The following is a 25,783-nucleotide window of genomic DNA, read 5'->3' as shown; positions in this document are numbered from 1 at the left end:
GACAGACAAAAACCTCCCTACATATGGAAGGCTTCAAAATGAGAATCATCTGATTCATGAGGATAAGGAGTGAATGCTTTTTTCTCGTATTGCTTATGATATAAAAAGTCGTCAGCCGTGCGGGCGGTAGGAAGAATACTCATTTGTTCAAGCGGAATGACATCACCTGTCGCCTCACATATACCAAAGGTTCCTTGCTCAATTTTTGCAATAGCGAGAGACACATCTTGCAGCTCTTCTTTGATGTGATAAAGAAGCGTGGCCGTTTGGACCTCGTTCATTGAGACATGCTCAGCGGGTGAACGAAATGATGCGTATTCAAAAAGTTTAGCTTGCAGCTCTTCTTTCATTTGAAGGAGTTCCGTGTAAATCGTCTCTAGATCGCCATTCATGTCGCTATTTCAACTCCTGCCCTGTCGTGATAATCATATTGTTGCCCCGGCTGTCCACTTTAAAGCCATAAGATTTTTCCTTTCGTTCTAAACGCTGTCATTTCCGCAAAAAAGAAAACACCCCGCATATGGCGGGGCGCTAATTGGTCATATCACACTGTTAATTCTGGTAATATTTTTCCACGATTTCAGCATTTTTCAGTGACAATGTTGGGTATTTCGGATTTGCACCAACATCTTTTGAAATAATACGAGAACGTTCGCATAGTTCTCCTTCTGCTTTTTGAACCAAAATTCTTCCTGAAGTGTATTCAGGTGCTGATGTGTCAGCATTTTGCTCATCTTCTACCGTTAATTCAGAGATGATAAAGAGCTGCTTCACATCTTCTTTAATGGATGCAAGAAGGTTTTTCACTTCTTCTGTCGCATAAAGGATCACACTTGCTTCAAGAGAACGTCCAATGACTTTCTCATTACGCGCAATTTCGAGCGCTTTTAGCACATCGTCACGCACTTCCATAAAGCGGTCAAACTTCGCTTCTGTCGCTTCCGCTTGAAAAACAGCCACACCTTCTGGCATATCTGTTAACTGAACACTTGGCTCTTCAACAAAGCTTAAGTGGCTCCATAATTCATCTGCTGTATGCGGAAGAATTGGTGCAGTCAGCTTCACTAATGCCATTAATGTTTCGTAGAAGACCGTCTGCATGCTACGGCGGTCTGGATGATCCGCATGCTCAATGTACACGACATCCTTTGCAAAGTCGAGATAGAAAGAGCTTAGCTCAATTGTACAGAAATTGTGAATCGCATGATACACGACCGCAAATTCGTAATCATCATAAGCCTTTTTCACTTTATCAATCAATTTGTTTAATTTGATCAAGATATATTGATCCACTTCGCGAAGCTCTTCTACAGGTACTGCATGGACTGCTGGATCAAAGTCAAATAGGTTACCGTGCAGGAAGCGGAACGTGTTACGGATTTTACGATAGACCTCTGCTACTTGTTTTAAGATATCATCAGACACCGGGTGATCGGCTTGATAGTTGACAGAAGATACCCAAAGTCTTAGAATCTCCGCCCCAAGCTGCTTCGCTACCTTTGTTGGGTCAATTGTATTGCCTAATGATTTACTCATCTTGCGTCCTTCTTTATCAAGCGTAAAGCCGTGGCTGAGAACACCTTTATACGGTGCTTTTCCAGTGACTGCAACTGCTGTTGATAAGGAAGAGTTAAACCAGCCGCGATATTGGTCAGAGCCTTCAAGGTAAAGGTCTGCCGGACGAACAAGATCATCTCTTTCTTCTAAAACAGCTTGGTGAGAAGAACCAGAATCAAACCATACATCCATGATGTCCTGCTCTTTTGTGAATTCACCGTTTGGACTGCCTGGGTGTGTAAAGCCTTCTGGCAATAGTTCTTTCGCTTCTTTTTCAAACCAAATATTCGAGCCATGTTCTCTAAATAATTGAGAGACATGCTGAATGGTTTCATCTGTGATGATCGGCTCACCATTTTCTGCATAAAAGACCGGAATTGGAACGCCCCATACACGCTGTCTTGAAATGCACCAGTCGCCTCTGTCACGCACCATATTGAATAGGCGCGTTTCGCCCCATGCTGGCACCCATTTCGTTTCTTTAATATTGTCTAATAGCGCTTCTCTGAAGTCTTTAATCGAAGCAAACCACTGAGCGGTTGCACGATAAATCGTTGGTTTTTTCGTTCTCCAGTCATGCGGGTAGGAGTGCGTGATAAAGTCGAGCTTTTTCAGCGCGCCTTTTGCTTCAAGCTGTTCTGTGATAGCTTTATTGGCATCCTCGTAAAATAGACCTTCAAAACCAGGCGCTTCTTCTGTCATGACACCTTTTTCGTCTACTGGACATAGTACGTCAAGACCGTACTTCATGCTGACAATAAAGTCATCTTCCCCGTGACCTGGTGCTGTATGAACACAGCCTGTTCCTGCATCCGTTGTCACGTGGTCACCAAGCATCACAAGTGAATCTCTGCCATAGATCGGATGCTCTGCAACGACGTTATCTAATTCTTTTCCTTTTATTGTTTTCACGACTTCATACTCTTCAAAACCAAGCGTTTTTGCCACTTGTTCAACAAGCTCAGATGCGACAACATATCGCTCAGCACCCTCTTGAAGAACACTGTACTCTAGGTTTGGATGAACACAAATACCAAGGTTTGCAGGAAGTGTCCAAGGTGTTGTTGTCCAGATGATGAATTGTTCGCCATTTTCAAGTACGCCTTTCCCATCTTTCACTTTAAATGAAACGTAAATGGATGGTGAACGTTTGTCTTTATATTCAATTTCCGCTTCTGCAAGAGCTGACTCACTTGAAGGAGACCAGTTAACAGGCTTTAGTCCTTTGTAAATGTAGCCTCTCTTCGCCATTTCTCCGAAGACAAGAATTTGCTGCGCTTCGTACTCAGGCTTTAACGTGACATAAGGATTGTCCCAATCTGCTCTGACGCCTAATCGCTTAAACTGATTGCGCTGACCTTCGATTTGTTTCCAAGCATACTCCTCGCATAGTTTGCGGAATTCAGCTGTCGACATTTCTTTACGTTTGACTTTTTTATTTTTAGTGAGTGCTGTTTCAATTGGCAGCCCGTGTGTATCCCAGCCCGGTACGTACGGTGCATGGAATCCATTCATTGATTTAAAACGGACAATAAAATCTTTAAGGATTTTATTGAGTGCGTGCCCCATATGAATGTCACCATTCGCATATGGAGGTCCATCATGCAAAATAAAGGTCGGGCGTCCTTTTGTCCGCTCTAAAACCATTTGATAGATGTCTTGTTCTGCCCACTCCTCTTGGATTTCAGGCTCTTTGTTCGGCAAGTTCCCTCTCATTGGGAATTCTGTTTTCGGCATTAATAAGGTGTCTTTGTAGTTCATACCCATTCCTCCATATGCAAATTCTGATTAAAAAACAATAAAAAAAGCCCTCTCATCCCATAAGGGACGAGAAGGCTTGTCTCGCGGTACCACCCTTTTAGACAAGCGCTATTTAAACAGCCGCTTATCCACTCTAAAATCGTAACGTGATCAGACGCCTTTTCTTACTGGTCATTTCAGAAAAGGAACTAAAGGGGTGATCTCATTGCAGCGTCTCGTAATGTCAGGCTTCCACCATCCCTGATTCGCTTTATTACGCATATGACAACTGCGAGTGTCCCTTTCAAACGTTTATCTCTTGTTAATTTATGATGGTATTATATGCAACTTGTACACGTCATGTCAAGATGATGCGCTTATTCTTTTTCGTCAAAGACAGCGTCAACTTCATATTCCAGTAAATGATCCCAATCGTCATTTTTTAGAAGATCAAGCTGAGCTTCGATGAGCATTTGGAAGCGAGTTCTAAAGACCTTCGACTGCTTCTTCAGCTCTTCGATTTCCATCGCAATCTTTCTTGATTTAGATAGCGCTTCGTTAATAATACGATCGGCATTTTTCTCCGCTTCACGAATGATCAATTTCGCTTCTTTATCAGAATGACGTTTGACGTCTTCTGCTGCTTCCTGCGCCACAAGAATTGATTTGTTTAATGTCTCTTCAATTGTTGCAAAATGACCTAATCTTTCGTCAAGCTCGTTTACTTTTTCTTCAAGTTCGTTCTTTTTACGAAGTACAATTTCATAATCTTTACGTACTTGGCTTAAAAACTCGTTTACTTCATCTTCGTCATAGCCGCGAAAGCTTTTTGTGAACGTTTTATTATGAATATCATTAGGTGTTAATGGCAACCTCGCCACCTCCAGATTCAAGTTCGTTATGTCAGAAGCTCAAATGTTACTTTAAATTTATCTTTTTTGGTCTTCCCATCAATCGTTTTGAGGCTAAAGCGGCCAAATCCCCTAACAGAGAGCTGATCGCCTTCGCCGATTGTAAAGGAAGGGTCCTCAGTGACTTTCCAGTTAACTTTGACAAGCCCATTTTTGACCAAAAGCTGTGCTTTTTGCCGAGACTGACGGCTGATTGCAGCACATACCGCATCAAGCCGCAGTGAAGAAATCGTATCTTCTTTGATGTCAGTCTTGCTCTTAACCGGCTTTAAATCTGCCTGCGTGATTTCCTCTAATGAAACGGAGGCTCTGCCGACATGCGTCAGCTGCGCCCGAACAAAATCGGCGACATCACTCGTACAAATAAACTGCACATCTTCCTCTGAAAATAACAAATCTCCAAATTTTTGACGCTTCAAGCCTGTCCCAATCAGAGAACCAAGGAGCTTCGGGTGTTCTAACGAAATAAACTTTTTCGCATAGTTCACCTGAAAATAAGAGAGCTCAGCATCCTGAGTAGCCGGTTGTAAATATTCGGGATAAATGAGCGCTCTTTTGCGCTCCGCTCCCTCATAACCGCCAAAAAACATGATCCCAAGCTCATCAGCATGCTGGATGACGGACTCGGTAATAAACTGCTCACGCGGATCAAGAAAGTCTGTTAATTTCATTCGATACTGGTCGAGTGCGATTTTTTTCCAGCCTAACACTTGGTCGACAAATGGCTGTTCGTCTTTTCTAAAATGTTGATAAATATCGCTCATTTTGTTCCCCTCTTATGTAAAAGAGCCTGGCAGCGCCAAGCCCGGCAGCCTGTCTACATGAAGCGTGCAATCATATTGTAAAGACCAGTTAGTCCATATGTTGATGCAAAACGAATCACAAGCAATGCCACAATTGGCGAGATGTCAATCATGCCAATTGGCGGAATAATTTTACGAAATGGTTCTAAATATGGTTCGCAAATATTTGTCAGAAAACGCCCAATTGCTGTTTCTCTTGCTGATGGCACCCATGACATAAAGATGTAAATAATAATCGCGAATGAGTAAATCGTTAATACAGTCTGTAAAAGCTGGAAAATGTAATTTAGAATCACTATGATTTACCACCTCTGAGGTTCTTCCTCTGTCAAAAGTTCTGATATTGTGCCAGATACATCTACATTATCAGGTGTACAGAGGAATATATTCGAGCCAATACGCTGGATATCTCCACCGATTGCATATACAGTGCCGCTTAAGAAGTCGATGATTCGCTTTGCTTGATCGTGCTGAATGCGCTGCAAATTGACGACGACTGCACGTCTGTTTTTAATATGGTCTGCAATCTCCTGCGCTTCTGCATAAACACGCGGCTCACTTAACACCACTTTAGAGGATTTCTGCACGCTTTGCAAGCTGACGACATTTTGTTTTCCTGTCTGCGGACGCTCTTGAAATGCCGCTTTGTCCTTTGTTCCTTTTTCTTCTTGGACTGGTTCTCTTTCTTCATCAATATATTCGTACTCATACTCTTCATCGTCGAGAGTGAAAAAGCTTTTAAACTTATTTTTTATGCTCATGTCACGCACCTCCTGTTTCATTTCCAACAAGTGAAGAGCCAATCCGAACGAATGTCGCACCTTCTTCAATTGCGATTTCAAAATCATTTGACATGCCCATCGATAAATGCTGACAAGGTGCATTTACTTGGTTAAGATGTTTTACTTCTTCTTGAAGGTTTTTTAATGTTTTAAAGCAGTTTCGTATCACAGTGTGATCATCTGTAAATGGAGCCATCGTCATCAGTCCAGCAATTTCAATGTGTTTGCAATCAGCGAGCTGCTTGACAAATGGGATCACGTCTTCACTTTGTAAGCCATGTTTTGACTCCTCCAGCGATGTGTTCACCTGTACAAAACAGCGAACCGTGTGATCTGCTCTTTTTTCAATTTCATTCGCAAGAGAGATCCTGTCGAGCGAATGTAAGTAGTCAATGCTCTGAATGACAGATTTTACTTTTCGTGTTTGTAAACTGCCGATGAAGTGCCAGCTAATGCTTTCATCGGTTATAGCCGCTTGTTTTTCAAGTAACCCTTGGTCACGATTTTCACCAAAATGCAAAATTCCTGCTTCCTTGGCTTCTTGTGCTCGTTCAATTGAGACATATTTTGTGACAGCGACGACTGATATATCGTCTGGGTTCCGGCCGGCTCTTTTACATGCTTCGTTTATTTGTTCATTTATTTGTCTGAGATTCTCTCGTACATTCAATTGCTCTTATGCCTCCTTAAACCCGACAAAAGACATCATACGTCCTGTTTTTCCTTGATCACGCCGGTGTGAGAAGAATAGCTGATCATTGCAGCTTGTGCACATCGAACTGACATGTATGTTTTCTTCTTTCATCCCTGCATGTAGCAATACGTTTTTGTTTAATGTTTTTAAGTCTAATTTATATTGTCCTTGTGATATCTCGGAATACACATCCTCTGTAGAAAAGGGAAGCTGTTTCACTTGATTCAAGACCACATCATCAACTATGTAGCAACAGCTGCCAATGGATGGTCCAATGACGACTTGTATTTGATCGGTCTTAACACCTTCTTGGTTGACCCATAGATCTACCATTTTTGCACCAATTTGTTTGACGGTTCCTTTCCATCCGGCATGGGCTGTTCCGATGAGGCCATGTTGCGGAGCTAGAAAATAAAGCGGAACACAATCGGCGAAACAAAGAGCGAGCATGATGTTCGGTTCAGACGTATATAAGCCGTCTGTTCCAGGCAGTGCCTCATGATAATGAAGACTTCCTCTTCCTCTTTGCTCCTTGGTGACTTTCTTGATGCGGTCCTCGTGTGTTTGGTCTGCAAACACCCAATCAGAGAGCGGCACAGCAGTAGCATCTGCTATGACTTGACGATTCATTTGGACACTAGAAGCATCATCTCCTACATGGAGTCCAGTGTTCAATGATTGATATGGAGAAAGGCTGAAGCCGCCATTTTTTGTCGTAAATCCGGCTAATACCTCTTTACCAGAACATGTCATGTTCGTCCAATCATGAATCATCATTGCATAAGGTGATTTCTGCTGAAAGGGGTCATAATTGTGTGTCAAAGCTGCCTCCCACCTTTCATTCATCTCTCTTTATATCGCTCCTATTTTACCACAAGACATGCGTAGACAGTTAGTGGGATTCATTAAATATTACACTCAAATGTGCCCTTTCTACAGGTTTTTTTGCAAATTGATATGAAAACGTAATCTTTTTACCCGAAAAAGACATTGTTTGCTGAGAATGGAGAGCTTATGTTAAGGATCATTAAATGATTCATTGAGGAGTTATACGAATTTTAAGAAGACAATCGGACAAGTATCACATCTTCGCCAATTTTTACTATATTTCGCCACGGGACAATCATTTCCTCTTCTTTTCCGAAAAATCCCATCATTTTACCTGTACCGCCGATAATGATTGCTTGTATTTTACCACTCGTAACATTGATATCAATGTCCCCAATGGTGCCTAGTTTTTTTCCGCTGGACACATCGACAACATCCTTGATTTGGAATTCAGAAATACTGATCATCTGTCCTTCCCCGCCTTTCGTTTTCTACTATAATATGTATGATGGAAAAGCAGGGACGCAGACCAATAGTTTCTTTTATCTACAATTTACTTAAATGAGGACGGCCATTTCTCCACATCACATCTACCGGACATTCAAAGAAGGAAGAAAGCAAGTCGCTTGTCATCATCTCTTTTGTTTTCCCTTGATCAAAAACAGTCCCATCTTTTAATAATAAGGTGTGCTGAAAAACAGGCAAAATCTCTTCTGCATGATGGGTCGTGTAAAGCAAAGTAGGCGCATCAGGCTTTGAAGCAATGAATGAGATGGTCTCCAGCACCTGTTCTCTTGCTAAAAAATCAAGACCTGTCACAGGCTCATCTAAAATCAGGAGCTTGGGATCATTCATTAAAGCCCTCGCAATCAGGACTTTCTGCTTTTCTCCTTGCGAGAGTGTTTCATATGTCCGGTTTGCATATTTGAACGAACCAAATGCTTTTAATAGATCAATGGCTTTCTCCCTTATCTCATCTGTCGGGGTTTCATAAAGCCCGATAGAGGCAAATGCCCCGCTGAGAACAATTTCAAATGCATTGTCGTCTCTGTGCAGTTTCTTTTCAAGTCCCGCAGAAATGAGGCCAATTTTCTTCCTGAGCTTTTCGCCAAGAGCCTCCTTGCCAAAGATATGTCCCAGCACGGTCATCTCACCTGATGTAGGGAAATAATATGAGCAGAGCATATTTAATAAAGCGGTTTTCCCCGCACCATTTAAACCGTAAAGCACCCAGTGCTCCTCTTTGTTCACATGCCAGTCAACAGACTGAAGCAGCCATTTTCCATTTCGTTTTAATGAAACATTCTTCAATTCAAGTGACACCATCATTTCCCCCTGAGTAAAAATTCTGAATAAACAAATAATGAATGTTTACAGCATATCGCAATTGCTCTTTCTGGTAAACCTCACATAAAAAAAGCTGCTCCTTCTACGGAACAGCTTTTCTTCATAGCTACGAAATTTCAATACGTACGCCTTCTTTTATATCAGGAAACGTGTGCGGGGATGCAAAGACAGCTCCCGGTAATACATCATCAAACGGCTCTTGGAAGTAGATCGAAATATGGCCGAGTTCTTTAAAGTTGTCATTTGCTTTATTGCCGAGGGCTGTGATCGTGTACGTTTGATCGCCCACTTGAATGGTACCGCCCAGTTTCAACGGCTCTTCTTCTAAATGTTCGAACTCATGAATGACGGACATATCTCTTAATTCCTGCGGCGCTGCGGGTCCAAATAAAACAATCAGCTTATCTTCTTTAAATTGCGGCACTAAGATCCCGATTTCTTTTACGACAGATTGTGTGACCATGTATATCGATTCCTCCTTTAATACGTTTAATACATACCGAAGCTGGCAGCGTATGCGATCACAACAGATAGAACCCCTGTAATGAGACGGCTATACAAAACAGCTGGTACTCCATATTGTACCGTTTCCGGCTTCGCTTCACCAAGTGACAGACCCACTGGAATGAAATCACACCCTACTTGACCGTTGATGGCAAATAGTGCAGGAAGTGCAAATTGAGGCGGGATATTTCCTAGTGCAATTTGACTACCAATGAGAACACCGATTACTTGTGCAATGACTGCACCAGGTCCTAAGACAGGTGATAGGAATGGCAATGTACAGACCACAACGAGCAGTAAGAGTCCCCATATAGATCCTGCCAATGGTGATAGAAAATGGGCAATCAAGTCACCAATTTTTGTATAATTGATAATTCCAATTAACATACTGACAAATGCCATGAATGGAATAATGTTTTTCAAAAGCATATCAACGGAATCACGACCAGCCTGGTAGAACGTACCGGTAACTTTCCCAATTCCTCTTGAGAACCTCATCAGGAAATTACCTTTTTCCTGACGCTCGAGATTTTCCTCTTTCAGTTTTGAATAGGTTTCTTTGAAATTCTCCTTGTCAATCGGCTCACTGTTTTCCTGACCTTCTGCTTTTTCCTCACCACTTGATGCATCCGCAAAGGAAATATCTTTTTCTGTGACGCCAGATACGAAGATATCCTCTGTAATATGTTTTGCAAGCGGTCCAGAAGGAGAGGATGCCAAAACGTCTACAGTTGGAATGCGCTTCATTGGATAAAGTCCGATTCGTGCGGTTCCTCCGCAGTCAATGACAACACACATCATTTCATCTTCTGGTATCGAGTTTTTAAAGCCGTCACATGCTTCTGTCCCTGTCATTTCTGCAATTTTACGTGCAACTGGGTGAATGCCTCCCCCTGTAATGGAAACAACCTTTCTTTTTTTACCGGTTGGTTCAAGCTCCAAGCCTTCTCCCCATCCGCCAGCACCTTTTGCAACAAATACTTTGTGGTTTGTCATGTCTAACCCTCCCCTATTGTGAATTCGCTTTCATTTTTCCTGCTAAGTACTTTGTAATCCATTCAGTAATAATACCGCGAAGTAAAATGACGACGATCCCGACTAAGAAGTACCGAACAGCAAGCTCTGACATTGAGTATCCTGCTTCTTTAATACCGTTCGCAATCCCTAAGTAGACAAACAGTTCTCCTGCGTTGGCATACGGAAACAGTGATGTCACCGGATGAACAAATGAAACAGCTGAATCATAGAATGCTGGTTTTTGTTTTTCGGGTAAGAAGCGGCCAAACGTATAAGCCATCGGGTTTGTCAAAATAAGAACGGATAAGATCGGCATTAACGTGTAGCGCAAAATGGTATATTTCGCAGCAAACTGAATCGCTCTATTCACTCGCTCTTCTCCAATAAACTTCATGACAGCATAAGTGAAAGTAAGTAACACAACAAGCGTTGGAACGATACCTGTAACAAGACCCATGAATTGCTTTCCGCCGGCTTCAAACATTCCGATAAAGTGCTCTCCAAACCATTGAATCCATTCCATGTTTCATCTCCCCTTTCTTTAGTTCACATTTGTTATATTTTTTTTCGAAATCGAGACAAGTGCCTGTTCAGCCGCCATGGAAAGTGCGTGCATGACAGCTGGCCCCTTTTTGCGTTTTTTCAACGTCTGCTTCATCATATGGTGCTCGTCTAACACAGCCCCTACATGCTTTCCTTCATATGAAGGGACTTCTTTAAATTTAGATAAGATCGACACACCGCCAAGCACATGGCATTTTTGAATGATATACGATTCATCTACAATGATGAGCGCAATGGCTCCAGGGCCAACTTTGCGCCGCTCCATTCCTGAAAATAAGTGATAGCCCTGCTTCCCTCTGTAATCATCAATAAGTGAATCCATGCTCTTGCGGTAGTACTTGATTTGAATAAAAGATAACCCGTACTGCACAATGAGAATGATACAAAGTACGATCGCTAATTTTTCCACAGCTTCACGTCCTTATGATTGAAATAAATGATCTTGTAATGATCGCAGCTTCCAGACCGTTGTGTTTGAATCAAGCTCTACATCATCATGAGTCAGGAATTGTCCTAATTTGATGTCTTTTTTCGCTACGACTTTTCCGCTAATTAAACCAATTGGAATGTGGCCGTTCGTTTTCATGTCTTGATGTGTTTCAAGAACACCTCTTACAGAGTATCCGCCAATCCCGTCAAGTGATTCTCCAGCTTTAATATCTCTTTTTGCCACAGCGACTGTTTCTGATACTGGTACACCAATTGGGTGAATGGATGAATCATGCTGTAAGACCGCTTTTGCGATGGTAACAGGTGTTTCAAGACTCGCTAAGTGGAAAGGACGGTAAAGTGTGTAGTGTGGGCCTTTTCCAACTTTTAAGTAGCGCAGCTCTTCATCTACTGGCTCAAGATCACTCTTCACGATGACAAATACACCTGGTGCAAGTCCATTTACATATTCAACGACTCCGAAGTTGTCGAGCACGCCGCCTTGCTGTTTTTGATTCAATTTATCTGCTACATTTTCTAAATTGGCTTCGACTCCGTGCATACCGACTTTATCTGGCAGAAGCCCAGTCGCGTTACTTAACAAGTTCATTTCCGCCATTGTTTTTGTTCCGTCCTGGAATGCAGCCAGCATATGTGAACTCATATGTTTACTATCTGCTTCTGCTTGACACGTATCTGGATTTGCTTCTGGGAAGAATGGGTTGTTCTTTCCTTTCCCAGCAACGAGTACCTCAAGACCCATTGTTTTCGCAAATTCATATAATTCTAGTGTTGCTGCTGGTTCGTCTCCAGCTGATCCTGAGTAAACAAGTCCTGCATTTGTGAATAACTTATGCATGACCAACCCGATGGTAATATCAACTTCTACATTTAAAAGAACGAGATGTTTTTTTGAATTAAGCGCTTCCAAAGAAATGTTTGCTCCGACCTCTGGGACACCTGTTGCATCTACGACAACTTCTACGGAATCTGATTGAATCACTTCTCTGTAATCATTTGTGACAACCATTTGATGCGGCTTTGCATGCTGCTTGTAAAAATTCGCTGCCTTCTCTGCTGCACTAAGGTGAATATCACAAACACCAGCAACAATCATGCCTGGAATTTTAGAAATTTGTGAAATGAGTCCAAAGCCCATTTGGCCTGCTCCAATAATCCCTACTTTGATTGGATCTCCACTGCGTTCTCGAGCTAACAATTGTTGATAGATTGACATCTAAATCATCCTTTCAGGTTTTCTTGCTTCTCAATAGATTGCTAGAAATATAATCTGAAACTTTTAACAAATGTTATAAAAATTAACAAAAATCCGTTTATTGTAACATTTGTTATTTTGTTTATCATTTGTTATGAACTTAGTTTATATGATGTGTCAACTTTGTGTCAAGCTAAAATCGATAAAATTTTCAATCTTTTTGAGTCTAAAGACTCAAAAAAACTACCTAATGATATTAGGTAGTTACTTTAATAAGGCATCTCCAGTTCGTTCATCGGTAATTAATACATGAATTAATCCACCTGCTAATGCCGCCCGAATTGCTTCAATTTTTTCTTCGCCACCAGCGACACCTATGACAAGTGGAATTTCTTTTAGCTTTTGGGGGCTTATGCCCATCACCCGGTCGTTCCATGGGTGGGGATATACTTCCCCTTGATGATCAATAAAGTTATAGCAAATGTCACCTGCTACATCCTTTGCTTGAAGGATGTCCTCTTCACCGCTTGTCATATAAGATTTCACCATCGTTGAATGCTGCGGAACACCACCAATTCCGACAACCGCGATATTTGATGATTCTCCTAGTTCAATCACTTTTTTGATTGACGGCTGTCGGATCAGTACATCTTTCGCTTCTTTCGTATCAAGCATGACAGGTACATGTAAAAACTCACATTTAGATTTGAGCGCCTCTGTGCATCTCGCAATAATATAGTTGGCGTGGATATCGACATCTTCATTTCCCACACCTCCGACAAGCGGAACAAATGTCACGGATGGATAGTGCTGAACAGACGTAACCGCTTTCGCCATCTCATGCAGCGTTGTCCCAGAGGAAAACCCAATAACTTGTCCATCCTTCATCACTTTTAATAAAAAGCTTGCCGCCGCGGCACCGATTCGGCTTTTGGTTGTGTCTTTGCTGAGTGTTTCCACACAGACGACTTCTCGGAGCCCATATTTACGTTCTATTTTTCTTTCTAACGATCCATACTGTTGGTTGACTTCATCATGAATAATGATTTCCACGATTCCTGCTTCACGTGCTTTTGCCAAATATTTCGATATGAGCGAACGGCTAACCCCAACCGCTTCTGCAATGTTAGATTGAGTGGCGCCTTCTTCATAATACATATGCGCAACCTTAATGAGCAGCCTTCTTTCATCATGGAATGTCATAATAACCCTTCTTTCCGCTTAAGTGTTCCCTAACAAATGCTATCTAAAATAACATTTGTTAAAAACAGATTAAATGAAAAAAATAACAGAGTCAATACTAGAGGAGTGTTCTCTCATAAGAATGAAAAAAGCCGCACATGAAGCGGCGGCTTTAAAAGATGTTTTTATTCATTTGTTTGATGGCTGCTTTTTCAAGCCTAGAGACTTGTGCTTGAGAAATCCCGATCTCTTCGGCAACTTCCATTTGCGTTTTGCCCTGGAAGAAGCGTTTGCGAAGAATCATTTTTTCCCTGTCGTTCAACCTACGCATGCCCTCTTTTAAGGCCAATTCTTCCACCCATTGTGTGTCTTTGTTCCGTTCATCACTAATTTGATCCATCACATAAATCGGATCTCCTCCGTCATTATAGATCGGTTCAAACAAAGATACAGGATCTTGAATTGCATCTAGGGCAAAGACAATTTCCTCATGAGGCACTTCCAGCACTTTGGCAATGTCTTCTGCTGTTGGCTCCTTGCTTGTCTCACTAATCAGCCTCTCACGGACCTGAAGTGCCTTATAGGCAATATCTCTTAGCGAGCGAGACACCCGAATCGGGTTGTTATCACGCAAGTATCGACGGATTTCTCCTATGATCATAGGAACCGCATAAGTTGAAAATCTGACATTGTGGCTTAAATCAAAATTATCAATTGATTTCATTAATCCGATACAGCCTACTTGGAAGAGATCGTCGACATATTCGCCTCTGTTGTTAAAACGCTGAATCACACTTAAAACCAACCGTAAATTGCCATTGACTAGCTTTTCTCTTGCTGTATCGTCACCCTCATCTTGCAGCTGTCTGAACAATTTTCTCATCTCGTCGTTTTTCAGAACAGGCAACTTGGAGGTGTCGACTCCGCAGATTTCCACTTTATTTCTGGACACTTTTTTCCCTCCCTACAGGAGCTGTTGTACAAAGTTCAGTATCTCCTTGGGATGGAAAAATATGCACGAGCGATGACGAGAATCATGAAAAAAAAGGTTGTTTCCTTTGACAGTGCAGGGACAGAGCTTTTTTAAAAAAATTTTTAGACCATTTTATTAAATTCTTTTTGTAATCGTTTAATAATTCTTTTTTCAAGCCTCGAAATATAAGACTGTGAAATCCCAAGCATGTCAGCGACATCTTTTTGGGTTTTTTCCTCACCACCAATTAAGCCAAATCTTAGTTCCATGATCTGCTTTTCGCGGTCATTTAATTGCTCGAGCGCTTTTTTCAGCAATTTTTTATCTACATTTGCTTCAATATCGCGTGTGATAATATCATCATCTGTTCCAAGTACGTCTGATAAAAGCAGTTCATTTCCATCCCAATCAATGTTGAGCGGCTCATCAAACGAAACTTCTGACCGGATTTTATTATTTCGACGTAAGTACATCAAAATCTCATTTTCAATACATCTCGAAGCATATGTTGCAAGCTTGATCTTTTTTTCTGGGTTAAATGTATTGACTGCTTTGATCAGACCAATGGTTCCGATACTGATTAAATCCTCAATATTAATACCTGTGTTTTCAAATTTTCTTGCGATGTAAACGACTAAACGCAAATTTCTTTCAATCAGAATCGCTCTTGCGGTTTGATCACCCTTTGGTAATTTGACAAGCAGCTCCTGCTCTTCATCCTTTGATAATGGAGGCGGGAGCGCTTCACTTCCACCAATATAATAAATTTCATCACTCTTTAGACCTAGCTTCATGAGGAGTTTATACCAGTAGTAAGTGAGTTTAAATTTTAATTTTTTCATCTTCTTCTCCCTTCTAAATGTCAAGTTGACCTCGTAAGATAAAAGACATCACCAAAAACTACGACACCCCCTGGATGATTTTCCCGTCTAACATATCTGGATGAATGATGGATTGAAATTCCTGATCTGCCGATAAACCGCTGAGACTCAACCCAACAAAACACTTAGCTGGCTGAATCATATGCGTCTTTGAATAAATGAAGACTGTATCTGGTTTTAGGCATAGTAGAAAGCCGTGATCATGACCGACCGCTCGATATGGAACAAGTCTTAATCGATCAAGAAGAGGAAATTGATCATCGATCTTTTGCATGACTTCAACAGGATGAGACTGTTTCATGAGCTCTATAAATGGCTCTCCGCAAATAGCCGTTAGCTGGTCGGCCTGGACGATCATGACAGGTGTTTTTGTCATAGGATCATACAGCTGGTTGCCAGAATCGACGAGTCCCTTTAAACGGATGGTCTCTCCATGAATGTGTATTTCCACAAGCACTTGTTCATCAACCTGTCTTTTTTTCGTACCCACCTCGCCTAATCTTTTCTTTGAAAACAGCCAAATCGCAGGAAACCCAGTTAAAACAAAAAGCCAGCTAATCGGATCACCAAAGCCATCATTTTGTGAAATCAGCAGGCCATCTTGAATCACTGTATTGGTTTGCAAAAATGAATGAACCCCAATCATGCCTCCTCCCATCAAAAATGTTACAAAGTAAAAAGCAAACAGATTTTGAAAAAAGGAACGAAATCTTTGAAAACCAAAGGTTGCAAGAACGATGAAGATAGAAAAAAGTAGTTTGCCTAAAGGGTGTGACACAACCATTGCAAATGGTGTAAAGAGCAAGAGAACAATGCTCGATCCAATGAGAGCTCCTAACATATATCGCCTTTTTTTTACTTGTCGTTTGAGAATAAATGCAGTGAGTAAGAGAAGCAATAGATCAAAACAAAAGTTTAACAGCCAAATCACATCTAAATAAATGACCACCTTCTGCTCCTTTCATCTGAAACAAAGAATCAAAAGCAGTACTTGCACTTGTTTGTACCAGTATAAAACAGTCATGAGATGGAAGTCTGTCAATTCTTGTTGGGGATGATAGAGAACTTTTGGTGGATTGTTATTGTTTTTGTCGAGGAATGAGAGAGAGTATTCTTCTGGACAAGCCTTCAAACAATTGTTGAAAGAAAAAAGACACGCTCCAAGAAGTCGTGTCTTTTGTTTAAGTTACTTTTCATTGATGTTTAATGTACCTGAAGCTTTTTGTCTTGTGACATTTCCATAATCATCTCGCACAATTACTTCAATGACCGCACCTTTTGCTTTGGCGGTAGAAGTAGCAGTCCAGTAGCCTTCATACGTTCCGCTCGATACTTCGCGAAGCGGCAGCTCTGTGGTATTTTGAAGCTTTGATCTCGCGTTTGTCAGCGGCATGTGAATGACAAACGTTGCGTCTAGCTTTTCTCTGCTGTGAAATGAAATTTTAACAGACTCCCCTGATGCCAGATGGACATTCTCTGCTGGAGTCAGCTTAGAAATCTCAGGTGCCTCGTATTGGACATCGATCTTGATTTTTTTAGTTGTTTTGTTTCCTGCTGCATCTTTCGCTGTGACTTTGATCATATTTTTCCCGTTCTCAAGCAGTATTCTTACGGAATACTTCCCTTCTTTTATGGTTGCCTTTTTTCCATTTACGGTGACTTGATCAAGATGATCATCTGTCACCTTTCCTTCTACAGTGAGCGATTCTTTATTCGTCTTTTCCCCTTTTTTCGGTGTATCGATAGTGAGCGCTGGCGCTGTTTGATCAATGATTACCTTTACTGGTGTAGATCGTTTTGTTGCACCTTTATCCGTAACAGTTGCAGCCGTGAATACATGCTCTCCACTTGAAACTGTGACCTTTTCTTTGAAGGCGCCTGACTGATCTGCTTTCACTTTGGCAATCTCTTCGTCGTTTTGATAGATCGCTACATCAAGCCCAGGAGAGGCTTTGCCTTCAATCTCCAGTTCATCTTTGTTCGTAATGACGCCTGCCTTTGGAGATGTAATCTCTGGCACATCTGCTTCATAGTCAACAAGCGCACGAATCATATAATTTCCCTCTTCTTTTGGAGAAGGAGAAAATGCACCGCTTGTCAGCTGCCAGCTTCTTTCAGCATTTGGTCCATCTTCATCAGTTGCAAGCCCTGGAGATTCCGTATTCTTTTTCGTTTGAATATAGACAAGATAGAAATCTCCATCCACCGTAATGGCTTGATCTTCTAAATCTACTTTTGTCCATTCCCCATTACGCAGCGCTTTTGCTTTTAGAGGTCCTGCCATTTTCTCCCCTGGAGCTCCGTTCTTCCCAGAAGCGTCATACACTTCAACTGCAAATTCATTCCCTCCAGGAGCTGGCCACTCTGATGACCAGAAACGGAAAAGCCCTCCTGTGAGTTGCGCTTGTTTCTTCCCCTTTTCTAATGAAAACTTCACAGCCCAGCCATTGCCAGGATCATAGAAGGCTCTCGCATTTTCAGCTGTTCCATCATCGTAGCCAATTTCCCCAGCAAAGCCGATGAATGGCTCTAGCTGAATGTTTTTTCCAACTGGCTTTTCTGTCACATCTGCTGTAAAAGAATATCCTTTAAATCCTTTGGCAAATACTTTGACGGTATAGATACCGCTCAATGCCTCTAGAGAAAATTCGCCAGATTCATTTGTTTTCACCGGCTTAACTTTCGCATCCTCTACAAGATAAACCGTGGCATCCTTTATCTTTTCACCCGTTGTTTCGTTGGCAATTGTGCCAGATATCGTTCGTTTCTTTAGTGGCTGTAAGGCGAAATTCGCCTCTGCCGTTTTATTTGAAGAAATATGGACGGTTTGTGTGCGTGATTCAAATCCGTAAGCTTCCGCTTTCACTGTGAATTTTCCTGCACTGTGAGGAAGCTGATATCTCCCTGTCGCTTCATCTGTGTACGTTGACTTGCCGCTTTCAAGAACACTAATTTCCGCTTTCATTGGAAGAGCTTTGATGGACGGAGCAGCTAGATTTTTTTCCTTTTTCAATTCTTTTATGTTCGCAGGCTTCTTATGTGGGTGTACCGCCTTATCTTTTTGAGGCAAGGCTTGATCTGTTATTTTCATATCACCTAAATGAACATCTTCGTTTGTCACCTGTCCTTCGATCATGCCAATTCCATCTGTTAATGCCGTAATCGCCTCTCTTGCATCAACTAAACCTGCCCCATAGCCATTGTTTGGGGATTCCGGGAATTGCTGATCAGTTAATGGCTTCGCTGTATCAATCAGAATTTGTTCAATCTCTTCAACAGAAAGATCTGACTGTACTTGGCGAAGAAGAGCCACAACAGCTGAGACATGCGGACCAGCCATCGACGTCCCATTCCAGCCATCCTCATACCCTTTCCCAGGAATGGATGAACGAATGTTTACCCCTGGGGCGGCAATGTCTGGTTTCATGACACCATATGGAGACGGACCTTGCAGCGAGAAAGACCCCAATTTGTTATCTTGATCCGTAGCACCCGTTGCAAAGACCTCTTGATAGTTCGCAGGATTCGCAATGGATCCTTCACCACCAGGGTTGAATAAATCGGTATTGCCAGCTGAAAACTCTGGGAAGATGTCCGCCGCTCTCCAAGCATTGACGACATCTTTATACCAATCATCAATACCAGGCCCACCGCCCCAAGAGTTATTGACGACATCAGGTGCCTTTTCTGGATGCGGGTTGCCGGCCTCATCTTTTGGTGCTAAAATCCACTCACCTGCGTCAAGCAGATCAGCATCTGTCCCACCATCTTCTGAGAAAGCTTTCACCGCAATCCATTTTGCGCCCGGTGCGACACCGATTTGATTCTTTCCATCTGGCTCAGAGCCAACCATCGTTCCCGTTACATGTGTACCATGCTCTAAATCATCATATGGCGCTTCAGATCCTGTCGTAGCATCGTACCAATTGAATTCATGAGTTGGTTCATTCGGATGTGCTGGATCAAATCCGCGGTATTTTTCCTTTAAAGCAGGATGATCCCATTCCACTCCTGTATCAATACTTGCCACAACTGTACCAGTACCGTCATAACCTAAAGCCCACGCTTCTGGAGCATGAACTTGAGAAATGTTCCACTCGACTCCATCTACTGATTTCATTTGTTTTTTCTGCTTCGTCTTCAAATCAACTGGCCGGTGAATTTGACGGGTTTCATTTGGCAGCACTTGATCTACTTCTGGAAAGGCAGCCACCTTTTCCATGACTTCTTTCGTTCCCGTCACCGCTAAACCATTCACAATATAGTACGAATGAATCTCCTTCACTTGCTTTTTCTTTTGTTCCTTTTGTAAATACGTAAGGAGCGCTTCCTGCGTCTTTTCAGACGTTGCTCTTAATTCGGATACGACAGCTGATCTTTTTGTGTATTGCGTTTTAGCCGCTGTTAATTTCTGTTTTTTGGCTTTGATCACCGCTTCCTTCGCCACATGTTGCGTATTTGTTTGCTCTTTCATTTTGATTAAAAAAGTCACCTGATCATCCTGCTGAAACTGCTTCATTAATCTAGATGAGATCTTTGCTTTTGTAGTCTTAGAGGAGACAGCTTCCTCCTGATATGAGGTAGAAGTCGATGTTGCTTGAACCGTCCCAAAGCTTGTCATCGTTAAAGTACCAATCACCAAAAGACTCATCAAACGATAGCCGGCGGTCTTGCGAAACTTCAATTTCAATCAAATCCCTCCTCCTCAAATGTCCAAACAGAGTATAGGTCCCACTCCTTTCCTTCTGTTGTTCATGACAAGATTCATGGTGTTCTATTTAATGTAGTCAAATAAAGTTCATCATTTTGTCGTTTTTTGTAAGAGGGAGTAAAAATGATTCTTTTTTCTTAAACACCATAAGTCAAATTACATATGGAAATTGAAGTAGCTTTCACGTATTTATGACTTTTTGATTAGAAACCCTTATAAGTTGAGACATAAAAAAACCCCTTCCATGGAAGGGGTTAAGCTATACTCGATTAGCGTTTATTGCGGTTGCGTAAGAACGTTGGAATGTCTAGCGTATCATCACTTGATTGTGTATTTTGTCTTGGCTGAGATGATGGCTGTTGATGTTCCTCACGTTTTACTTCACGTTTTTGAGGAATGGATTGATTTTGCTTTAATCCTTGTCCTAATGGGTTTCTTTGTGATTTTGTCACTTCTGGTTCTTGCTCAATAAATCCAGTAGCGATCACAGTCACCACAATTTCATCCTTCAAGTTATCATTGATGACAGACCCGAAAATCATGTTTACATCTTCGTCAGATGCAGAAGCCACAATATCTGCCGCTTCTTGCACTTCATAAAGACTTAGGTTCGTTCCACCCGTAATGTTCATGATGACACCTTGAGCACCATCGATTGCTGTTTCTAGAAGTGGTGAGGAAATGGCTTTCTTCGCGGCTTCCGCAGCACGGTTTTCACCTGTTGCGACACCAATACCCATAAGAGCTGAACCTTTATTGGACATGATGGTTTTCACGTCAGCAAAGTCAAGGTTAATCAGACCTGGTGTTGCAATTAAATCTGAAATCCCTTGAACACCTTGTCTAAGCACGTTATCTGCCGCGCGGAATGCTTCCAGCATTGGCGTGTTTTTATCAACAATTTCAAGCAAGCGATCGTTTGGAATCACGATTAATGTGTCAACGGCTTCTTTCATAGAAGCAATTCCTTCAACTGCTTGAAGCTGACGCTTTCTTCCTTCAAATGTGAAAGGACGAGTCACAACTCCAACTGTCAATGCACCAGAATCTTTTGCGATTTTTGCAATGACAGGTGCAGCACCCGTACCAGTTCCACCGCCCATACCAGCTGTAACGAAGACCATGTCTGCGCCTTTTAATACTTCTTCAATCTGCTCTTTGCTTTCCTCAGCAGCTTTTTTACCGACTTCAGGATTCGCACCTGCTCCAAGCCCTCTTGTCAGCTTAGCACCGATTTGCATTTTAGTTTCTGCTTTTGATAGATTTAACGCCTGTGCATCAGTATTGACTGCAATAAAATCGACACCTTGTACGTCATTTTCAATCATTCGGTTGACAGCGTTATTCCCGCCGCCACCTACTCCGATTACTTTAATTGATGCTAGGCCGTCTATATTTGTTTCAAACTCCAACATGCTGAATCCTCCTAATCCGTCGAAAATCTAATTCTATTCCCAGAACATATTAAATAGTTTTTTCATTTTGCCCGGTTTTTTATTTGTCTCTTGTTGTGCTTGTTGTGCTTTTTGTTTTACTTTCGGTCTTGGCTGCGCTTCTTTCACTTGTGGTGCAGAAGAAACCGGCTCCATGGATGCGCCTACTTCATGAAACGCCTCATCTGGCATTTGGAATCCAACTTGTCTGCCCTGAATCTTTGCATTGCGATAAGCAAAATGGATCAGACCCACTCCTGTCATATATTGAGGCTCTCTCACCCCGATATAATTCGGACTTGCAATCCTGACATTGTTTTGCAAGACTGTTTGTGCAAGAGAAAGGATACCTGGAATGGCTGCCTGTCCACCTGTTAGAACGAATCCACCAGGCAAATCATGGACACCCATATTTCTTAATTCCTCTGCCACAAAGAGCAGGATTTCTTCCAGCCGCGCTTCAATAATGTTAGCCGCATCAATTTGTGTATACGTTTGTTTTTGATCGGTACCGATCACAGAAACTTCAAATGTCTCCTCAGTCGATGCCTCATCATAAAACGCATGCCCAAATTGTTTTTTGATTCGTTCAGCTTCTTCAGTGGAAGTTCTAAGTCCTATAGACAAATCTTTTGTTATGTTCTCTCCGCCCAAAGGGATACTGTGAGTAGAATAGAGATGCCCGTTTTCAAATACGGAAATCGTTGTAGATCCGCCGCCAATATCGACAAGAGCTACCCCAAGATTTTTTTCATCTTTCGATAATGCTGCCGAGCCCGATGCGAGTGGCTGCAAGCATATATCCAGTATTTCAATTCCAGCTCTTTCTACACATCGGAGCCAGTTATGTAGAATCGTTTTAGAACCTGTAATTAACGATCCTTCCACCTCTAGCCGAACACCAAGCATTTTTTTCGGATCTGTGATCTCATCTCTTCCGTCGACGATAAATTGTCTCGGAATCACGTCTACGACGAGATGTTCTTGAGGAATAGATACTACTTGTGCAGCATCTAAGACACGTCTCACATCTTCAGCATGTATTTCTTTGTTTTCACTAGATACTGCGACTACGCCGCTCGTATTCTGAATATGAATGTGGTTTCCGTTAATTCCGACAATCGCCTTTTGTAAAGGAAAACCTACCATTCTCTCAGCCTGTTCAAATGCTTGTCTAATAGAATGAACTGTCTCATCTATATCAACAATCGATCCTTTTTTTAACCCCTCTGAAGGGACATTTCCAACACCTATAATGTTAAGCGAATCATCCGCCATTTCTCCGACGATGACTTTTATATTGGATGTACCGATGTCAAGGCTGACGTAAATTTCATTGTTGTTCATTCTATGGCACCTCCTCACATATCAATACTTTCTATTCTATTATTTGCTGAACAACAATACAATGAATGTGTTTTTACAAGTGTGTAACAAAACTTAAAAAATCAACATTTTTTATTAGGATTACTGAAAATATTCGTTACATCATATGTATATCCTTTTTTATGACTCACTTTTTTTCTTTTTTTCTCTAGAAATTGTCCATTTTGTTAGGAGAATTCTTCTAATAACTGCTATATTTTGAAACAATCTAACGCCGAATGCAAACATTCCGACTAAGTATAAGTCTACACCAAGATGGACGCCCAGAAAAGCTAAACTTATTGCCAGTATAATATTAAAGAAGAAGCCTGATACAAACACTAGTTCATCGTATGCCCCTTGCAGATGTGCCCGGATTCCACCAATCAATGTATCAAGCGCAGCAAGTACAGCGAGGGAAAGATAATTAGAATACTCATTCGGTATCGTAAAATTAGTTAAGAAACCGATCGCAACTCCTATGATTAAGCCAAGTACAGGAAGCCACATTAAGATTTTCCCTCCTTTACATCGTCAAGAGGCTTCAATTCGTTTACTTGAATTGCACCGTCATATGCTTTTAAGTGGATTTTTTTCTTCGGCTGGCTCATACTCAAGCTGAAGTTTTCCTGAGCAAACAAATCACCAATATCTGATACATTTAAACGGCTGTATAATTTGTCGGCTTGCTCACTAATCATTTTAATGGTGACTTCATCACTATCTAAGCTGTAGCCATCCATTTTTGTCGTGCCATTAATATCTCGAATCACACTTGTATTAATGACACGGCGATCATTGATGGAAATATGTTTTGCCCCAAACATATTGGCTTCATTCATTAACTTTTTCAGAAGATCAGGTGGGATATTTTTCACTTCTTCTCCGGTAAGGTCCTTGGAAAAAAGCTGAGATATTTCAATTTCAATCCCCTCCCCTTCCACTTCTGTAAAACCAGCCTTTTCTTTTAAATCCTTTAATGTTTTTGTTAATTGTGCTTCTTTTGATCGGTCTCCTTGAAGACCATATTTTTTTAGCATCTCGTCGTATTTATCAATTTCTTTGAGCAAATCCAATTCCTTACTTTTAGATGCAGATAAATCCTCTCTCAGTTCCCACACATCACGAGTATCACGAACTTTGGGCTTTTGTAAGGAATTAAATTGGATGGAGACCATGATGCCAAATATGATCATTAAAGCTGTTAAACTAAGTAAAGGCTTCTTTTTCCTCAACACCACTCACCTTTTCACTTTTAATCTTTGTTTCTTAAAAGAGGGTTCATACGAATATCCGTTTTCTCGATCGTCATTGAAATGTGATCACTTGTCAGTTGATCGACCACTCCCCCTGCAATATTTAAAGCAGGTATTAACACAGCTGGATCACCAATAGCAGATATGACAAATGGTGCTGGATGCTGAACACCATCTACTGTGACAACTGGACCGTTACAATGTATGTATGATTGGTGTGTGATTCTTTGCCCATTAATAGATACAGCAGAAGCCCCTGATATAAATAGTTCGTTTATCACATGAAAAATGTGGCTCTCATGCACAATGTAATTATTAACATTTTGTCCACTCGGGATATAAGATGCATCTTCAAGAGACACTTTTACCCCTTTTCCTTTTACACCGATCTCTCCTGTAAACATTCTATATTTCTCAACATCTTCCAGCACATTAAAATATTGCTCTTTTTCATTTTTCAAATTGGACTCCGTTGCTTGTACCTTTGATTGAAGACTATATAATTCTTTTTCGAGTTTCTGATTCGCCTTTTCTTGCGTTGTGAGCTGACTTTTCAGAGAGTATTCTTTTTTCCATTGCTCTGTTCGAATGACATCTGCCTGATGCTGCTTTGTATATTGGTATGAAAAAGAAATCAGAAAACCAAGAACAAGCATGACAATCGAGAATATAACTGTTTTGCCTCTCAACGCTCATCTTCCTTTTTCTTAGATTTAAACGCTTCGAAATACGTAGCGACTTCCATATGGATTGTGCCTTTTTCAGATGATGAAAGTTCTTTTACAATGGCTGGATAGGTTTTCATTTTATCACCGAATGTTTTAATTGATGCAATCACAGTGTTTCCGTCATTCATATAAAATTTAACTAGCCACTTGTTTGAATTGGTCGGCACATAATATATTTCTGAGATGAGTTCCTGAATAGAGGCTGGCAGTTGATTTAAAGATTTAACAGTTTGCTTCAGCTTCTCCTTATTGTCCCAATCGACAAAAATAGGTCCTGCATGACTCGGTGTCACTTCTTCTGGTAAAGCGGTCCCATTTTCAAGAAGCTCATAATATAGATTTCCCTTTTGAAGATACGCAATATTTGCATATTCTTTGACAGCAATACTTACTTTATTTGGGAAATGCTTTTTGATACTGACACTTTTAATCAATTTATTTTGTTTCATATGATCTGCTGTTAAATCTTTATTTAAATTCCAAAACTCTGTTTCGCCTTCTTTAATTTGTGAAAGTTTAACAAGCTGTTTTGTTGAGACATGCTCGTTACCTTTGATGGTTAAAGAAGAAATTTTGCTGATAGGTGTCTGCAAATAAATAATAATTAAAACCATGATAAAAAACAGTAGTATAAAAGAGATCAGTCTCCGATTCGCTTTTTGCTTCCTTTGTTCTTTAATTTTAGGAATTCGCTCTTCTATATTGACGATCTTTTCATTTTCATGATCAGGCCGCATATATACTCTTCACCTCATTCAAAGCTGCTTGTCCACACCTTTGGGTCATCATTTTGATGAGAAAACAAACGGCATTCTTTCATGCCGTTTGTTTTCCTCAGATGCCATCATTCATAAAAACTAGC

26 protein-coding genes and 1 other annotated feature are annotated in these 25,783 nt (G+C 41.2%); all 26 genes read right to left on the bottom strand.

What is annotated here, in order from left to right; genetic code table 11:
• Window positions 1–17: 17 nt before the first annotated feature.
• The 26 genes from NSQ36_RS07450 to NSQ36_RS07325 all read right to left on the bottom strand — a co-directional run bounded on the left by NSQ36_RS07450 (window position 18) and on the right by NSQ36_RS07325 (window position 25,658).
• Window positions 18–392 carry a TraR/DksA family transcriptional regulator gene (locus NSQ36_RS07450; protein WP_050945086.1) on the bottom strand — a complete coding sequence of 125 codons (375 nt, stop codon included), beginning with the start codon at window positions 390–392 and terminating at the stop codon, window positions 18–20.
• 160 nt (window positions 393–552) lie between these two features.
• The gene (gene ileS / locus NSQ36_RS07445) at window positions 553–3,318 is read right to left on the bottom strand and encodes an isoleucine--tRNA ligase (protein WP_339207126.1); all 2,766 of its coding nucleotides are present in this window, start codon (window positions 3,316–3,318) and stop codon (window positions 553–555) included.
• Window positions 3,319–3,377: 59 nt separating this feature from the next.
• Window positions 3,378–3,613 (bottom strand) — a binding site (T-box leader).
• Between the two features lie 61 nt (window positions 3,614–3,674).
• On the bottom strand, window positions 3,675–4,169 hold the full coding sequence (locus NSQ36_RS07440) for a DivIVA domain-containing protein (protein ID WP_003211323.1): 495 nt from the start codon (window positions 4,167–4,169) through the stop codon (window positions 3,675–3,677).
• 26 nt (window positions 4,170–4,195) lie between these two features.
• Window positions 4,196–4,972: an RNA-binding protein gene (locus tag NSQ36_RS07435; RefSeq protein WP_212045842.1), complete on the bottom strand. Its 777-nt coding sequence runs from the start codon at window positions 4,970–4,972 to the stop codon at window positions 4,196–4,198.
• Between the two features lie 53 nt (window positions 4,973–5,025).
• On the bottom strand, window positions 5,026–5,307 hold the full coding sequence (locus tag NSQ36_RS07430) for a YggT family protein (RefSeq protein WP_251191297.1): 282 nt from the start codon (window positions 5,305–5,307) through the stop codon (window positions 5,026–5,028).
• A 6-nt stretch (window positions 5,308–5,313) separates the two neighbouring features.
• Window positions 5,314–5,772 carry a cell division protein SepF gene (gene sepF, locus NSQ36_RS07425; protein ID WP_003212271.1) on the bottom strand — a complete coding sequence of 153 codons (459 nt, stop codon included), beginning with the start codon at window positions 5,770–5,772 and terminating at the stop codon, window positions 5,314–5,316.
• Between the two features lies 1 nt (window position 5,773).
• On the bottom strand, window positions 5,774–6,463 hold the full coding sequence (locus tag NSQ36_RS07420) for a YggS family pyridoxal phosphate-dependent enzyme (protein WP_251191299.1): 690 nt from the start codon (window positions 6,461–6,463) through the stop codon (window positions 5,774–5,776).
• Between the two features lie 6 nt (window positions 6,464–6,469).
• Entirely contained in the window at window positions 6,470–7,333 is an 864-nt protein-coding gene (gene pgeF / locus NSQ36_RS07415) for a peptidoglycan editing factor PgeF (protein ID WP_212045841.1), read from the bottom strand.
• 212 nt (window positions 7,334–7,545) lie between these two features.
• Entirely contained in the window at window positions 7,546–7,782 is a 237-nt protein-coding gene (locus tag NSQ36_RS07410) for a YlmC/YmxH family sporulation protein (RefSeq protein WP_008344958.1), read from the bottom strand.
• Window positions 7,783–7,861: 79 nt separating this feature from the next.
• Window positions 7,862–8,638 (bottom strand): ABC transporter ATP-binding protein, encoded by a 777-nt coding sequence (locus NSQ36_RS07405; RefSeq protein WP_034620040.1) that lies wholly within the window; start codon window positions 8,636–8,638, stop codon window positions 7,862–7,864.
• Between the two features lie 130 nt (window positions 8,639–8,768).
• Complete coding sequence (locus NSQ36_RS07400; RefSeq protein ID WP_007499733.1) at window positions 8,769–9,125, bottom strand: PTS glucitol/sorbitol transporter subunit IIA; 357 nt, start codon at window positions 9,123–9,125, stop codon at window positions 8,769–8,771.
• A 26-nt stretch (window positions 9,126–9,151) separates the two neighbouring features.
• Window positions 9,152–10,162 (bottom strand): PTS glucitol/sorbitol transporter subunit IIB, encoded by a 1,011-nt coding sequence (locus NSQ36_RS07395; protein WP_251191300.1) that lies wholly within the window; start codon window positions 10,160–10,162, stop codon window positions 9,152–9,154.
• A gap of 13 nt (window positions 10,163–10,175) precedes the next feature.
• Window positions 10,176–10,706 (bottom strand): PTS glucitol/sorbitol transporter subunit IIC, encoded by a 531-nt coding sequence (locus NSQ36_RS07390; RefSeq protein WP_003210918.1) that lies wholly within the window; start codon window positions 10,704–10,706, stop codon window positions 10,176–10,178.
• An 18-nt stretch (window positions 10,707–10,724) separates the two neighbouring features.
• Complete coding sequence (locus tag NSQ36_RS07385; RefSeq protein ID WP_003212289.1) at window positions 10,725–11,156, bottom strand: transcriptional regulator GutM; 432 nt, start codon at window positions 11,154–11,156, stop codon at window positions 10,725–10,727.
• 12 nt (window positions 11,157–11,168) lie between these two features.
• On the bottom strand, window positions 11,169–12,413 hold the full coding sequence (locus NSQ36_RS07380) for an SAF domain-containing protein (RefSeq protein ID WP_003212501.1): 1,245 nt from the start codon (window positions 12,411–12,413) through the stop codon (window positions 11,169–11,171).
• Between the two features lie 243 nt (window positions 12,414–12,656).
• Entirely contained in the window at window positions 12,657–13,595 is a 939-nt protein-coding gene (locus NSQ36_RS07375) for a sugar-binding transcriptional regulator (protein ID WP_050945093.1), read from the bottom strand.
• Between the two features lie 151 nt (window positions 13,596–13,746).
• Window positions 13,747–14,526, bottom strand: coding sequence for an RNA polymerase sporulation sigma factor SigG (gene sigG, locus NSQ36_RS07370; RefSeq protein WP_003211879.1), 780 nt, complete (start codon window positions 14,524–14,526; stop codon window positions 13,747–13,749).
• A gap of 143 nt (window positions 14,527–14,669) precedes the next feature.
• Window positions 14,670–15,389, bottom strand: a complete 720-nt coding sequence (gene sigE, locus NSQ36_RS07365; RefSeq protein WP_003211142.1) for an RNA polymerase sporulation sigma factor SigE — start codon at window positions 15,387–15,389, stop codon at window positions 14,670–14,672.
• 58 nt (window positions 15,390–15,447) lie between these two features.
• Window positions 15,448–16,377, bottom strand: coding sequence for a sigma-E processing peptidase SpoIIGA (gene spoIIGA, locus NSQ36_RS07360; RefSeq protein WP_251191301.1), 930 nt, complete (start codon window positions 16,375–16,377; stop codon window positions 15,448–15,450).
• A gap of 237 nt (window positions 16,378–16,614) precedes the next feature.
• Complete coding sequence (locus tag NSQ36_RS07355; protein ID WP_339207121.1) at window positions 16,615–20,118, bottom strand: S8 family serine peptidase; 3,504 nt, start codon at window positions 20,116–20,118, stop codon at window positions 16,615–16,617.
• A gap of 290 nt (window positions 20,119–20,408) precedes the next feature.
• On the bottom strand, window positions 20,409–21,554 hold the full coding sequence (gene ftsZ / locus NSQ36_RS07350; RefSeq protein WP_003211613.1) for a cell division protein FtsZ: 1,146 nt from the start codon (window positions 21,552–21,554) through the stop codon (window positions 20,409–20,411).
• 33 nt (window positions 21,555–21,587) lie between these two features.
• Window positions 21,588–22,919, bottom strand: coding sequence for a cell division protein FtsA (gene ftsA, locus NSQ36_RS07345; RefSeq protein ID WP_003210781.1), 1,332 nt, complete (start codon window positions 22,917–22,919; stop codon window positions 21,588–21,590).
• Window positions 22,920–23,078: 159 nt separating this feature from the next.
• Window positions 23,079–23,447 (bottom strand): small basic family protein, encoded by a 369-nt coding sequence (locus NSQ36_RS07340; RefSeq protein WP_003210988.1) that lies wholly within the window; start codon window positions 23,445–23,447, stop codon window positions 23,079–23,081.
• Window positions 23,447–24,172: a DUF881 domain-containing protein gene (locus NSQ36_RS07335; protein WP_106029729.1), complete on the bottom strand. Its 726-nt coding sequence runs from the start codon at window positions 24,170–24,172 to the stop codon at window positions 23,447–23,449. Before NSQ36_RS07335 ends, NSQ36_RS07340 begins: the two co-directional genes overlap by 1 nt.
• A gap of 20 nt (window positions 24,173–24,192) precedes the next feature.
• The gene (locus NSQ36_RS07330; RefSeq protein WP_003211621.1) at window positions 24,193–24,882 is read right to left on the bottom strand and encodes a DUF881 domain-containing protein; all 690 of its coding nucleotides are present in this window, start codon (window positions 24,880–24,882) and stop codon (window positions 24,193–24,195) included.
• Window positions 24,879–25,658 (bottom strand): cell division protein FtsQ/DivIB, encoded by a 780-nt coding sequence (locus NSQ36_RS07325; protein WP_339207119.1) that lies wholly within the window; start codon window positions 25,656–25,658, stop codon window positions 24,879–24,881. Before NSQ36_RS07325 ends, NSQ36_RS07330 begins: the two co-directional genes overlap by 4 nt.
• Window positions 25,659–25,783: the final 125 nt, after the last annotated feature.

It is taken from the genome of Bacillus sp. FSL W8-1143, from assembly GCF_037965155.1.
Taxonomy (GTDB): Bacteria; Bacillota; Bacilli; order Bacillales; family Bacillaceae; genus Bacillus; species Bacillus pumilus.
The sequence above is the reverse complement of the archived record's forward strand: the minus strand, read 5'-3'. Positions and strand labels throughout refer to the sequence as shown.